Origin of the sequence: Gordonia sp. PvP123 (assembly GCF_040547295.1) — a bacterium.
GTDB classification, from domain to species: Bacteria; Actinomycetota; Actinomycetes; order Mycobacteriales; family Mycobacteriaceae; genus Gordonia; species Gordonia terrae.
Genome location: NZ_JBEPPN010000016.1, coordinates 69,303 through 82,734 on the forward strand (window position 1 = coordinate 69,303; position 13,432 = coordinate 82,734).

Annotated in this window: 11 protein-coding genes; 1 reads left to right on the forward strand and 10 read right to left on the reverse strand. The window is 68.4% G+C overall.

Annotation, left to right across the window (positions count from 1 at the left end):
* Positions 1–4 precede the first annotated feature (4 nt).
* The 4 genes from ABIC25_RS23650 to ABIC25_RS23665 are packed head-to-tail and all read right to left on the reverse strand — an operon-like array spanning position 5 to position 4,754.
* Complete coding sequence (locus tag ABIC25_RS23650; RefSeq protein WP_101822331.1) at positions 5–1,060, reverse strand: prenyltransferase/squalene oxidase repeat-containing protein; 1,056 nt, start codon at positions 1,058–1,060, stop codon at positions 5–7.
* A 25-nt stretch (positions 1,061–1,085) separates the two neighbouring features.
* Positions 1,086–1,817 carry a class I SAM-dependent methyltransferase gene (locus ABIC25_RS23655; protein WP_004022598.1) on the reverse strand — a complete coding sequence of 244 codons (732 nt, stop codon included), beginning with the start codon at positions 1,815–1,817 and terminating at the stop codon, positions 1,086–1,088.
* A complete protein-coding gene (locus tag ABIC25_RS23660; protein ID WP_354563417.1) occupies positions 1,804–3,078 on the reverse strand; it encodes a glycosyltransferase family 4 protein in 1,275 nt (424 codons plus the stop codon). The genes ABIC25_RS23655 and ABIC25_RS23660 overlap by 14 nt, the downstream gene beginning before the upstream one ends.
* Positions 3,078–4,754, reverse strand: a complete 1,677-nt coding sequence (locus ABIC25_RS23665) for an FAD-dependent oxidoreductase (protein WP_081487034.1) — start codon at positions 4,752–4,754, stop codon at positions 3,078–3,080. The genes ABIC25_RS23660 and ABIC25_RS23665 overlap by 1 nt, the downstream gene beginning before the upstream one ends.
* 100 nt (positions 4,755–4,854) lie before the next feature.
* Here ABIC25_RS23665 and ABIC25_RS23670 point away from each other — a divergent pair, with 100 nt between their 5' ends.
* Positions 4,855–5,682, forward strand: coding sequence for an acyl-[acyl-carrier-protein] thioesterase (locus tag ABIC25_RS23670; RefSeq protein WP_354563419.1), 828 nt, complete (start codon positions 4,855–4,857; stop codon positions 5,680–5,682).
* Between the two features lie 159 nt (positions 5,683–5,841).
* Here the strand turns inward: ABIC25_RS23670 and ABIC25_RS23675 are convergent, their stop codons facing one another.
* From ABIC25_RS23675 to ABIC25_RS23700, 6 genes are all read right to left on the reverse strand, one after another.
* Complete coding sequence (locus ABIC25_RS23675) at positions 5,842–6,393, reverse strand: DUF3558 domain-containing protein (RefSeq protein WP_064571010.1); 552 nt, start codon at positions 6,391–6,393, stop codon at positions 5,842–5,844.
* The gene (locus ABIC25_RS23680) at positions 6,390–7,277 is read right to left on the reverse strand and encodes a DUF3558 family protein (protein WP_101822354.1); all 888 of its coding nucleotides are present in this window, start codon (positions 7,275–7,277) and stop codon (positions 6,390–6,392) included. Before ABIC25_RS23680 ends, ABIC25_RS23675 begins: the two co-directional genes overlap by 4 nt.
* A 202-nt stretch (positions 7,278–7,479) precedes the next feature.
* On the reverse strand, positions 7,480–7,674 hold the full coding sequence (locus ABIC25_RS23685; RefSeq protein WP_004022592.1) for a hypothetical protein: 195 nt from the start codon (positions 7,672–7,674) through the stop codon (positions 7,480–7,482).
* Positions 7,675–7,920: 246 nt separating this feature from the next.
* Positions 7,921–9,594 carry a hypothetical protein gene (locus ABIC25_RS23690; protein ID WP_354563421.1) on the reverse strand — a complete coding sequence of 558 codons (1,674 nt, stop codon included), beginning with the start codon at positions 9,592–9,594 and terminating at the stop codon, positions 7,921–7,923.
* 230 nt (positions 9,595–9,824) lie between these two features.
* On the reverse strand, positions 9,825–11,498 hold the full coding sequence (atzF, locus tag ABIC25_RS23695; RefSeq protein ID WP_354563423.1) for an allophanate hydrolase: 1,674 nt from the start codon (positions 11,496–11,498) through the stop codon (positions 9,825–9,827).
* On the reverse strand, positions 11,495–13,432 hold a 1,938-nt coding region (locus ABIC25_RS23700; protein WP_502916477.1), incomplete at its 5' end, for a carboxyltransferase domain-containing protein. The genes ABIC25_RS23700 and atzF, both read right to left, overlap by 4 nt.

The following is a 13,432-nucleotide window of genomic DNA, read 5'->3' on the forward strand; positions in this document are numbered from 1 at the left end:
CCGGTCAGGGTGTCGGTGCGACCAGACGCTGACGGACATCCCGGAAGATCCCGTTCGCGACGCTCGTCCGGCTGACCGCGTCGGCCGCGAGGACGACGGCGGCCGAAGTCCAGCAACTCTTCTCGACCGGCCAGCGCTTGCCGTCGGCGAACACCAGCCCGGTCCAATACGATCCGTCCGGATCACGGAGGTGCTGGATCGAGGCGATGAGCTCGATGGCGTCGGCGGTGTCGCCGAGCGAGTCCAGAGCAAGGGCCAGCTCACAGGTCTCGGCACCGGTCACCCAGGGCCGATGGTCCACGCATCGGACACCCTTGCCGGGAACGACGAACTGTTCCCAGCGGCGAGCGATCAGTTCCTGACCTTCGCGGCCCCGCACGGCTCCGCCGAGGATCGGGTAGTACCAGTCCATCGAATGCTCGGACGGCGGGGTGAAGATCTGCCATTCCTCGCGCCCGACATCGGACCGGATGGCATCCCCGAGCAGGCTGTGTGCGGCTGTCCAGGTCTCGTCGGGCTGGTCCATCTCGCCCGCGATGCGTATCGCACAGTCCAGAGCCTGGAAGATGCTGGCGTTGCCGGTGATCAGGGCCTCGCCGAACATCGCTCCGGTGCGGTGGTCGCCACCCCAGCGAAACGCGCCGTCCTCCCGCTGGAAACGCAGGACACAGTCGATCGCCGACCAGACGACCGGCCACATCTTCTGCAGGAACGCGTCGTCACCGGTGATCAGGTAGTGGTGCCACACCCCGACCGCGATGTACGCGCAGAAGTTGCTGTCGGTCCCGGCGTCCTCGACCTTGCCGCAGACGGTACGGATCGGCCAGGACCCGTCGTCGCGCTGCTTACGTCGCGACCAGTCGTAGGCGGCCTCGGCCTCGGCGTGAAAACCCGTGACCGACAGCGCCATCGCCGATTCGATGTGATCCCACGGATCGGTCTGCCCGCCGGGGAACCAGGGCAGCGCCCCCGACTCCTCCTGCATGCCGACGATCGCGGCGCCGGTGGCGTGCATCTGCTCGGCCGTGACCACACCGGGGACCGCCGGAGCGGTCGTCATGCGACTCCCGTCCTGGAGAGCCTCGTCATGAAGACGCGGTGGCGGTCTCGGGCTTGCGCAGGTACAGGGCCACCGACTTGCCGATGAGCGGGTTGAGCACCTGCTCCCCGACGCGGGTCAGCCACGGTTTGCTCATCATGTCCCAGACGAGCAGCTGGTGATAACCCTTCACCAGGACGTTGTCCTTGTTCTCAACGCCCACAGCACATTTCAGCCACCAGTACGGTGCGTGCAGTGCGTGCGCGTGGTCGGTGCCGGTGACCTCGAGTCCGGCGCGCTGCAGCTTGCCCGCGAGTTCGGATGCCTTGTAGATGCGGACGTGCCCGCCCTCGACCTCGTGATACTCGTCGGACAGGGCCCAGCACACCTTCTCCGGCCAGTAGCGCGGCACGGTGACCGCGGCGACTCCCCCCGGCTTCAGGACGCGCACCATCTCGGTGATCGCGCCTTCGTCGGTCGGGATGTGCTCGAGGATCTCGCTCATCAGGACAACATCGAAGCTGTTGTCCGAGTACGGAAGCCGGAGCGCGTCCCCGACCTCGGCGCGGGCCTTCGCCGATGCCGGCACGTGCCCCTCGGCCATCATCGCGTCGAACATCTCGCCGACGTCGGACATGTCGCTCTCGGACATGTCGAAGGCGATGACCTCGGCGCCGCGACGGAACATCTCGAACGAGTGCCTACCCTGCCCCGCCCCGATGTCGATCGCCTTGGTGCCCGGTCCAACGCCAAGCCGGTCGAAATCAACTGTGAGCACTCGTCGTCCCTTCTGTTGCCCGCCGGTGTCCGGCGAGCACGGTTTCATAGTGAGCCGCCGTCTTCGCGGCCACCGCTGCCCAGCTGTAGTTCTCCTCGGCTCGACGACGGCCGCCGTCGCCGAGACGCCCACGCAGGTCCGCGTCGTCGAGCAGACGGCCGATCGCCTGCGCGAGGCGCCCGGAATCCCTCGGCGGCACCAACAGTGCGGCCTCTTCGGCGGTTCCGACGACCTCCGGGATCGCGCCCGCCCGGGTGGCGACCAGCGGTGTACCGCAACTCATCGCCTCGACCGCGGGTAGGGAGAAACCCTCGTAGAGCGAGGGCACACACGCGACCTCGGCCGAGGCGAGCAGGCCGGCGATCTCCTCGTCCTCGAGTCCGGACACCACCGAGACGCGATCGGCGATCGCCAGATCGTCGATCATCTTCGCGGACGGTCCGTTCGGGTCCAACTTGGACACCAGTACCAATTCGACGTCCCGCTCGGAGGACAGCTTCGCAACCGCCTCCAACAGGTACGACACACCCTTCAACGGCGCATCGGCACTGGCGACGCACACGATGCGACCGGGCACCCGGGTTGCGGCCGGCGTGAAGATCTCGGTGTCGACGCCCAACGGGATCGTCGTGATGCGACCCGACGGGATGTCGAACGCCTTGCGGATGTCGACCTCACTGCTCCGGGAAACGGTGAGCAGCTCCGGAATCCGCCGCGAGACCCGACCCTGCATACGCAGGAACGAATGCCACCGCCACGCGCTGATCTTCCGCCATCCCTTTGCCGCCTTCACCGCGAGCGTGCGGTCGCGCGTGATGGGGTGATGGATCGTCGCGATCAGCGGGAAGCCCGCCTTCTGGATGTCGAGCAATCCGTAACCGAGACACTGGTTGTCGTGGACGATGTCGAAGTCGTCGCGCCTCTCCTTGAGGAGCCTGGCCACTCGGAGGCTGAACGTCAGCGGTTCGCCGAAGCTCGCCGTCCACATCGAGCCCACCTCGAGAACGTCGATCCAGTCGCGGTATTCGCCCGGGCGAGGCGTGCGAAACGGATCCGGCTCGTCGTAGAGGCCCAGGCTCGGCACCTTGGTGACGGTGACGCCGGCGTCGATCGCGACCTGGTCGAGCTCGGGATAGGGCTGCCCCGAGAAGATCTCGACACTGTGGCCGAGGAGGGCGAGTTCGCGGGACAGATGACGGACGTAGACGCCCTGTCCGCCGCAGTGGGGCTTGCTGCGGTAGGACAGCAGTGCGATCCGCATCACTGAGCTCCGGCGGTGGCAGCCGCCTCGAACTCGGCGACATTGACGAACTTCGCGCGGACCCGGCCGGCGGCCTTGCCCGCGGACTTCTCGGCGGCGTCGATCGCCTTCCACCCGGTGAGATCGATGCGGTTGGCGCCGCGATCGGCCACCAGGGCGGCGACGTCGTCCCGGGAGGTCGACGGATCGTCGAAGGCCGCGGCGACGAAGTCGGCGATGACGGCCTGCGCGGTCTCCTGGCCACAGATGCGGTTCATGCCGATACCCCCCGTTGCTCCGCGTTTGATCCAACCCGTCACATAGAGGCCCGGCATCACGTCACCACCGGCGGCGGTCTGGACGCGTCCCTCGGTGTTGGGGACGACGCCGTGTCCCTCGTCGAACGGCAGGTCGGTGACGGGCACGCCGCGGTAACCGATGGCCCGCAGGACCAGGCCGGTCTCGAGGTCGAAACGCTCGTCGGTGGGTGTCACCGCAACTTTCCCGGTCGCGTCGGAGTAGGCATTGCGCACGCAGGTAAGCGTAGCCACTTCGCCGTCCCCGGCAATTTCGACCGGAGAGGTGAGGAACCGGAACACGATGCGCTTGTTGCCCTCGGTCTGCGGGCGTTCGGCGAATTCGCGGGCGAGTCGGATCTTGGTGGCGATGGTCGAGTCGAGCGTGTCGTCGGACAGTGCCGCCTCGGTGGCCGGATCGAGGACCAGCTCGTCGGGATCGATGATCACATCCACACCCTCGACGTCGCCGAGAGCCAGGAACTCGCTGTTGGTGTAGGCCGCTTGCGCGATGCCACGGCGACCCAGGAGGACGACCTCGGAGATGTTCGACTCCCGCAGTGTCGCGAGCGCGTGATCGGCGATGTCGGTCTTGGCGAGCTCGTCGGGATCGGTGACCAGGATCCGCGCGACGTCGAGCGCGACGTTGCCGTTGCCGACGACGACCGCCCGGTCGCCGGACAGATCGACGGCGAGGTCGGCGAAGTCGGGATGGCCGTTGTACCAGGCGACGAACTGCGTCGCGGCGACCGAGTTGGACAGATCCTCGCCCTCGATGCCCAGCCGTTTGTCGGTCGAGGCGCCCACCGCATAGATGACCGCGTGGTACCGCGCCACGAGTTCGTCATGGCTGATGTGCTTGCCGACCTCGACATTGAGGTAGTAGGAGAAGTTCTTCTTCGCCGCGACCGAGGCGAAGGTCTTCTCGACTCCCTTGGTGGCACTGTGGTCGGGTGCGACCCCGGCGCGCACGAGTCCGTAGGGCGTCGGCAGCCGGTCGAACATGTCGACCTTGATGCTCGGCTTGCGGACGAGCTCCTCCGCGGCGTAGAACGCCGCAGGTCCGGCACCGACGACGGCCACGTGCAGTTCCTTGTCGGGCAGCGGGGGCGCCTTGCGCGGCGGGACGAGCCCGCCCTCGACGTCGTGGTCCTTGTAGTAGTCCGCGTTGATCTGGAGATACGGTTCGTCGCGTTCCTCCAGCTGATCATCGGGGATGATCGCTTCCACCGGGCACTCGTCGATGCAGGCACCGCAGTCGATGCACGTCTCCGGATCGATGTATAGGGCCTCCGCCGTGAGGAACTCCGGCTCGTCGGGCGTGGGGTGGATGCAGTTCACCGGACACACGCTCACGCAACTGGCATCGTTGCAACATGGGCGGGTAATCACATGCGCCATCTGCTGTTTCCTCGTAATCCGACACGTAGAACGTGTTCTATTTTTCCGGTTGGATGTATCTTAGCTGCAAAGATACCGGCGACCTATCGGAGGGACTCGAGTGAGCCAGGTTACGCCAGCAGTGTCCGGTGCATCACTCCCGGACCGCAAGCCTGGATCCCAGTTCTACGAGGTGGGTTATCGCATCCGCACCGGCGACGTCGATCAGGACATGCGGGTGCGGCTCGACGCCGTGGCCCGGTACCTCCAGGACGTCGCCAACGACAACCTCGAGGCCACCGAGTTCAGCGCGACGGACCCGTTCTGGATCGTCCGCCGCACCATCATCGATGTCATCGAGCCGCTGACCTGGCCGGGCGCGGTCACCGCGCAACGCTGGTGCGGGGCGTTGTCCACGCGCTGGACCAACATGCGCGTGCGCCTCACGGCAGAGCACGAGACGAACCGGTTCAACCCACGGCCCCGCCCCCCGGGGTTGATCGAGACCGAGGCGTTCTGGATCAACGTCAACGAGAAGGGCGTGCCGTCACGGCTGTCCGACGAGGCGTTCACGATGCTGTCGGCGATGACCGACGAGCACCGCCTCCGCTGGCGGTCGATGAATCCGGAGAAGGCCCCCAGCCCCGCCGAGATCGACTTCCCGGACCGCGAACACGTCCTCCGGATCACCGACTTCGACCCGTTCAAGCACCTGAACAACGCCGCCTATCTCGAGGCGATCGAAGACGAACTCGTCGAACACCCCGACCTCGTCGACGGTCCGCACCGGGTCGTCATCGAATACCTGCGGCCAATCGTGCCGGGCACCCGGCTGATCCTGCGGCGGGTGCGCGAGGGCGACCGCCTGACCGTGTGGCTGCTGATGCCGGGCACCGGCGACGAACTCGTGGTCGCGGCCACCGTCGTCGTCGGGCCGATCCCGGACTAGTGGTTTCGACAAGCTCAACCAGCGGTACCCGGAACTCAACCAGCGGTACCCGGAACTCAACGACCCGCTGGCCGAGCAGCGTCGACCGAGCGCAGCGAGGCCGCCGCGCCCGTCGAGGTCACCAGGTGCCACACGAGCCGGACACTGACACCGGCAGGCTCACTGACCGCCCTGCAGCAGCAGCTCCATCAGCTTGATCGGTGCCGCGCAGGGGTCGCCCGGAGGCGCACTGCGGGGTTCGACGAACCAGGTGAAGATGCCGCGGCTCGGCGCCCTCGCGGTCACCCCGCAGACTCCCGGACGGTCGGGGCTGCGCTGGGTGAACGCCGACTGACTGGCGACCTTGATGTTCTCGGTCTCGAAGCCGAGCTTTTTCGCGGTCTCCTTCTCGACGTTGACGTTGCCCCACTCGAACCAGTTGAAGGTCACGCTCACCACGTCGGTCGTACCGGAGACCAGCCAGCGACAGATGGCGCCGCTGAACGACCGCTCGGCGAATCCGCCGCCGGCGACGACGTCGGCGATCATGGCGTCGGGCAACACATCGCATTCGAGCAGCAGGCGGTCGAACTGGTCGGTGTCGATGTCGCTGCTTCCGGACTGTCCCGCGGCCCCGAGCGGCACCGGCTCACCCTCGACCGTGCGTGCACACCCGGCGAGGGCGGCCAGGCCCACCAGCACGGCCGCCAGCAGGACGAGGACCCGCTTCACGACGCACGCTCGATCGACATCGTCGCCAACTCGCGAGCGGCGTCGCAGATCTCCTCGATCGGTCGTGGGGTGGCGGCGTCCCCGCGGATCGACCACTCGAAGAAGTCCGCCCCGAAACCGATGCCGACCTCACAGATCTGACCTGACTGGGTGTAGCCGATGAACCCCTGGTGACCGTCGATCTCGAGTCTGTTGGTCACGTCGCGCGACAGCTTCACGTTCGCTTCCTCACGGCCGATCGGCGAGCCGCGATACCAGTTGAACGACGCGACGGCCCCCGTCCGGGAACCGGTGGTGTCCCACTCGCACACCGAGGTGTTGTTGACGGTCTCGGTGAGCCCGGCGAACCCGGTGATCCGGACGACGTCCTCGAGGGATACGCCGCCACACTTGCCGAAGAACGGACCGGAACCGGCCTGGGCGGGCGCCTCGGGCGTGTTCGGCTTGTTCGGGTCGGCCGTCGGCTCGTCGCCGGAGCAGGCGCCGACGAGAAGTGCGACAGCGGCCAGCGCGGCGATGAGGAAGGTGCTGTCGCGCAGCCGGTCCAGTTGCCGCCGTTCACGTTTGGTGGGCCGCCCGGCCCCCCGGTCGCGCCGTGGCTGACTGGCGAGGATCTCCTTGGGTGGCGGTGGCGGCGACCGGTCGACGAAGCACTCGGCGGCCATCGGCGCGGACACCCGCTTGCTGATCGTCCTGGTGACCTCGACGATGCGCTCCCGCCCGGCGAGCCGAACCCGGATCTCGTCACCCGGCACCACCGGCTGCGCGGGCTTGGCCGTCACCCCGTTGACCCGGACGTGGCCGCCGCGGCAGGCGGCGCCCGCGGCCGACCGGGTCTTGGTCAGACGGATGGCCCAGATGTAGGCGTCGACACGGGTGGACATGTCAGCTGCCCAGCCGACTCGTCCCGAACGCGAGAACACGTCCGGCGCGAACGCCTCGACCCGGTTCAGCGACCACGACGCCGACTCCCTTCACCGCTCTCCTCGACCCGTTCACCGCGCGGTTCAGCGTCGGCGGGCACTCATTGCGCACCACTGTAACCGCGGACAAATCTTCGGTGCGGGATCGCAACGGACGCCACCGTCAGCGCTTGCGCGTGAGCAGGTATGCGCCACCGCCGACGGCGAGGATGAGGAACAGGATCGCCAGAAGGGTCTGGTCGAGCAGCAGCAGGGTCACGAACACGGCGATGCCGGGCGAGACCGCGACGAGACTCATCGCCGGGTGTTGACGCACGACCTCCGACACCGCTCTGCTCTTGTCTCGATCGATCGCCATGAGGCCCTCCCTGGTCGGTTACCCGGCCCGGCCCGTCAGCCGTCCCGGGGTCGTGTGCCCAGCGTAGTCGCGTCTTGCGACGGAGCAATTGCGCTGAAGCATGTCGCCCGGTTTCCGCCCCTGCGGCGGGAGCGACGCGAGCCACGAAGATTCTCCCGGATCAGGGAGCGGTGGTTGCGAGGTTCGTTCGGACCGGGAGCAGGGGTCCGCGGCCGATCAGGCTGCGGCCGATCAGGCTGCGGCCGATCAGGCTGCGGCCGATCCGGATTCACTGCCCGAGTCGGTGTCACCGGCGTCCACACCGTCATCGTCGGCGCTGTCGGCGTCGACGTCGTCGTCGTCGATCGCATCCACACTGTCCTCATCGGTGTCGTGGGCGTCCGGGCTCTCGGATTCCGGAACGTCCGATCCGCCGCCGTCCGATCCCTCGGAGCCGCTGTCGTCGGAGGGTTCCGGTGCCCGATGCCTGCCGACGTAGGAGTCCTCCGCCGAGCGGTGCTTGCCGACGTAGCTCTGGGCCTCGCCGGTACCGTCATCGGCCGTCACCTGCCCCGTCGACACATCGTCGAACGAGAGGGTCGTGGTCGCCGAGCTCGTCGACACCCCGGTGTCGATCGGGTCGGTCGCCGGCAGACCGAACGGCAACTCGTATTCCGGGATACGGATGACCGGGATGAGCTCACCAGTGTCGAGCTGCCCGAACTCGATGACCGGCAACCCGAGACGGTTCGGCCGCAGCTCACCGTTGACCTCGACCAGCGGGCGGAAGGTGACCTTCGAACCCAGCCAGTCGACCGTGATCGGACCGGTGAAACCGTAATCGCTCGTCAGCCGGAGGAAGTTGCCACTGAACAGGTCGTGATCACCCCCGATGCTCAGGCGGGCGAAGTCCTTCGACAGGGACATCCAGTCACTGTCGAAGTCGAGACCGGAGCCACTCAGGATGCCGGCGAGCAGACCCTCGAGAACCTCGGCGCCGAGGCCGCCGAGAACCCCGCCGGGATCGGCGATCAGTGCGGTTGGATCGGTGAGCGCGAACTGAAGTTCGCCGTTGGGTTGTTGCCAGCGGAAGTCGAAGGTGCCCAGCACATTTGCGCAGGCTCCGACGCCATCGGCGTAGGCGCCGGTGAGCCCGCCGTAGCAGCCGACCCCCTGGACACCCGGGACGGTTCCGATCGTCTCCCCGAGGACCGTGACATCGAGCGGACCGGTGTTCCACGCATGCGCCATCCCGATCAGCGCGAACGATTTCGCGGTCCGCCCGTCGCTCGCGCCCGCGGTCGCGATGCTCAGAGGTAGATACGATGTAGCGCTTGCGTCGCCCCCGCGGTAGGCGAGAGCGAACTGGAAACCGTTCCCGGCGACCGTCGACGAACCCTCGGTGGCGGGGCCGTCCGTCATCGTCTTCGGCAGGTCGACGCCGAGCCAGCGGATGATGTCTCCGAGAACCGAACCGGACAGCGTGTCGAAGACACCCTTCACCGGGTCGTAGACCGCGATCGGCACGACCTCGATGCGGTCGGGCAGGACGACGGCGAGTCCGATACCGCCGTACTCGGTGCTCGACTGCGAGCAGTCGGCTCCATCCCGGACGCCGCCGGACATGCAGCTCTGGATGCGCCACTGCTCCGCGATGTCGGCGAGCGCGCCGTTCCCGATCGTGGTCACCAGACTGCCGAGCGGGTTGGTCTTGTCGAAACCCTTCGACCAGTTCCGCAGATCGTCGATCTCGGACGGGATACCCGGGAGCAGCGCCGCGTCGGCCACTGCCGGTTCCGCCGCCTGCCCCGCGCCGATCGCGGCGACGGTCGCCAACGCGGCCGCCCCCGCGATCGCGCGGTGCTGCCGCCGCTGTTTCCGGTTCTCGCGTCGAGCGACCTTGTCCGATCGCTGAATCTCGCTGCGCCCCACCCTGGTCATCCGCCCAACTCTCTTCTCCCCGACCTCCCGAGCTGAGTAAGTGAATCACCACGGTCGGCGAATCGGTAGCCGATCCGTGGAAACGGCACGAATCGGCCGTTCTGGTCAGACGTCCAGGACCGGACGTGAGACGAGTTCCTGGACAGGCGACCTCAGCTGAACGACGCCGCGATGTCGAATCCGGTTCGTGCGGCGGTGGTTCCGACGGAGGGCGGCGCCGCTGCCGACACCTACCAGCGGTCGCGGTCGAGGATCTGCCCCGACGCGCCGGCGTCGGCAGCACACCCGAACCCGACGATCCAGCGGGCCGGCCCGGTCTCGCCGGCGGCGATCTCGACCTTGCCCAGCATCATCGGCTCGGGAAGAGCGGCCAAGAAGTCCCCCAGCGCTGCCGAGGACAGCGTCCACACCTCGCCCCGGATCTCGCGACCGGCAGCCGGATCGCGGATCAGACCCGGCTTGGGCGGGGTCGTGTCCAGAGCCACGAGGCGGTAGGACGCGGTCGTGGTGACCTCACCGGCCCATCGGGCGCCGCGATCGCCGAGTTCGTGGGTCAGCGGCCCGCCCCGCATGTGCGCCCCGAAGACCGCGAGCTCGATCGCCTCGTCACCTTCCGCCCAGGACGGCGCCACCGAGTCGTCGCCGGAGAATCGGCGTGCCACGTCGACGAGCACGGCATCGGCATGTCCGCGGCCCAGGAACGTGATGCCGAACTGTGCTGTGCTGCCGCCCTCGTCGACGACGGTGCCGGCCGGCACGGCGAGTCCACACAGATCGAAGAGGTTGCAGAAGTTGGTGTACGTGCCCATCCGCGAGTTCACGCCCACCGGATCGGCGGCCACCTCGGCGAGCGTGGGGTGTGCCGGGGCGGTCGGCACCATCAGGACCGTGGCGTCACCCCACTGCTGCATCGCCGTGGCGCGCAGGTCGGCGAGCCGACGACGAGCCCGTAACAGGTCGACGGCCGAGAACCTCTGCGCCGCATCGATGATCGCCGACACGGTCGGGTCGAGTCCGGCGACATCGGGGTCGGGGACCGAATCGAGGTAGTCCCCCACCGCGTCGTAGCGTTCGGCGACGAGAGCGTCGTCGTAGAGGAGCCGGGCGGCCTCGAGAAACGGTGACAGATCGATGGTCTTGACCATCAGACCCGCGGATTCGGCACGCAGCACGGCGTCGTCGAAGGCGGCCCGCCAGCGGTCGTCGAGGCCGGGCAGTTCGGTGGGCACGGCGATCACCGGGCGTTCCGGGGCGGCGTACGGGATCGACGGCGGGAAGGGCCGGGTGCCGGCGGCTTCGGCCATCACCGACATGGACCGGTCGGCCAGCGCCAGGTCGGCGGCGAAGACGGTGACGACGTCGTAACTCGCACAGGCGGGCACGACTCCGGCAGTGGAGACCACCCCGACGGTCGGCTTGATGCCGACGATGCCCTGCAGGCCGGCCGGCACCCGGCCCGACCCGGCGGTGTCGGTGCCGATCGCGATGTCGGCGAACCCGAGGACGACGGCCACCGCCGAGCCGGAGCTCGATCCGCCCGAGATGCGGTCCGGTCGCCGCGAATCCCGCACCGCCCCATATGGGCTGCGGGTCCCCACCAGGCCGGTGGCGAACTGGTCGAGGTTGGTCTTGCCCACGACCACCGCTCCTGCCGCGCGCAAGGCGGCGACCGCTGGGGCGTCGACGTCGGGGGTGTAGGCGAACCCGGGGCACCCTGCGGTGGTCGGCACGCCTGCGACATCGACGTTGTCCTTGACGGCGAGGAGCACGCCGGCGAGCGGACCGCCGGCGGCGACGGACCGCTCGTATTCGGCCGCGACCTCATCCTCGGATCGCAGCGTGATGAACACGTCCGGCCGGTCCGCCTCGGCGATCCGCGCATACAGCTCGTCGATCCTGCTCATGCCACCCGCTCCTTGTCGTCTGCGATCCCCGAGGCACCGGCGCGGCCTACTCCCGCCGCCTTCGCGGCGAATTCGCCCTGCATCGACCACCGTTCACGCTCTTCCGCACGAGCGGTCTCCATCGTGTTCCGCCGGATCGCGATGTCGGCGGCGTGCTCGTCGAGGAAGCTCTGGTGCGCGGCCAGCGAGAACTCACCGTCGACGATCTTCGTGCTGTCCCCGCGCCCGGCGGCGACGTCGGCCCGCATGTCGAGGAGTTCCGCCGCACTCACCGGGTACCAGTGGATTCGGTCGAAGAACCGGAGGAGCCACGGATGTTCGGGATCGAATCCCGGTGCCGGCAACGGATGCCGGTGATTCCACACCTGCGTCGTCCGGCCGACGAACTGATAACCGCCCGGGCCTTCCATGCCGTAGATGCAGAGGTAGGCGCCGCCGATCCCCACCGCGTTCTCCGGCGTCCACGTGCGGGCCGGGTTGTACTTGGTGGTGACGAGACGATGCCGGGGGTCGAGTGGAACAGCCACCGGCGCACCGAGATAGACGTCACCCAGGCCGAGCACGAGGTAGCTCGCGTCGAAAACGGTGCGGTACACGTCGTCGACCGAATCCAGGCCGTTCATCCGCCGGATGAACTCGATGTTCCACGGGCACCACGGCGCATCCGATCGCACGCCCAGCATGTACCGTTCGATGGCCTCCCTGGTCGCGGGATCGTCCCACGACAAGGGCAGGTGCACGGTGCGGCTCGGCACCACGAGGTCCTCGGCGGCCGGCAACTGGCTCTCGCATTCGGTCAGCCACTCCAGCATCTGCGCCTGCGACCACACGTCCGGGTCGGCCTTCACCTGCAGCGAACGGATACCCGGTGTGAGATCGACGAGCCCGCGCGGCTTCTCGGCGGCGATCCGCTCGGCCAGCGCATGCACCCGGGCGCGCAGGGCCAGGTCGAGGTGCATCTCGCCGTACTCGACGAGCACATTGTCGTCACCGGACCGCCGGTATGTCACCGAGGTCGCTCCATCGGCTGTCGTGGTGGATCCGAGGATTCCGTTGTCGGTGTCCCCACCCGACGACAGGACGTCGACGAAGCAGGCCCGCCGACCCAGCCCGAGTTCGGTGGGCGAGGCCGCCCGGTCGCCGCGTACCGCGATGAACCGGATCGTGTCCCCCGGCTTCAACTGGCCGAGCTTCCACCGTTGCGCGGTCGTCACCGTCACCGGGCACACGAATCCGCCGAGACTCGGCCCGTCCGGACCGAGCAGGATGGGTGTGTCGCCGGTGAAGTCGAGCGCACCGACGGAGTACGCGGTGTCGTGGATGTTCGAGGGGTGCAGGCCGGCCTCACCACCGTCGTCGCGTGCCCACCGGGGTCGGGGGCCGATCAATCGGATGCCGGTCCGGTCGGAGTTGAAGTGCACCTCGTAGTCGGTCGCGAACAGATCGGCGATGTCCTCCTCGGTGAAGAACTCCGGTGCGCCGTGGGGTCCCACGGTCACCGCCAGTTGCCAGGAGTTGGTGAAGGCCGGTTGCTCGTCACCGAGGATTCGACGCGGCGCGCCGACCGACCCGTCCAGCAGCTCCAGACGGTCGTCGGCGGCCAGCGCCCGGCCGTCGAGTCCGCCGAACCGTCCCATGGTGAAAGTCGACCGGCTCCCGAGATGATCCGCCGCGTCGAGCCCACCCGACACCGCGAGATATGCCCGCATACCCAGGGCGCCGATCGAACCGATGTCGAGGACGTCACCCTCCTCGACCGTGAGCGGAACCCACTGCGGCACAGGAGTTCCGTTCACCGTCGCGGGGCCCCGCGCGCCCGGGGCCGCGCCCCCCCCCGCCCCGGCGCACCCCACGGCGGGGCCCCCGGGGGGGGTGTGCCCACCCGCGGCGGGGGCCGGGGTGGCGCCGGCGCGGGTGGGGGGCCCGGCGGCCAC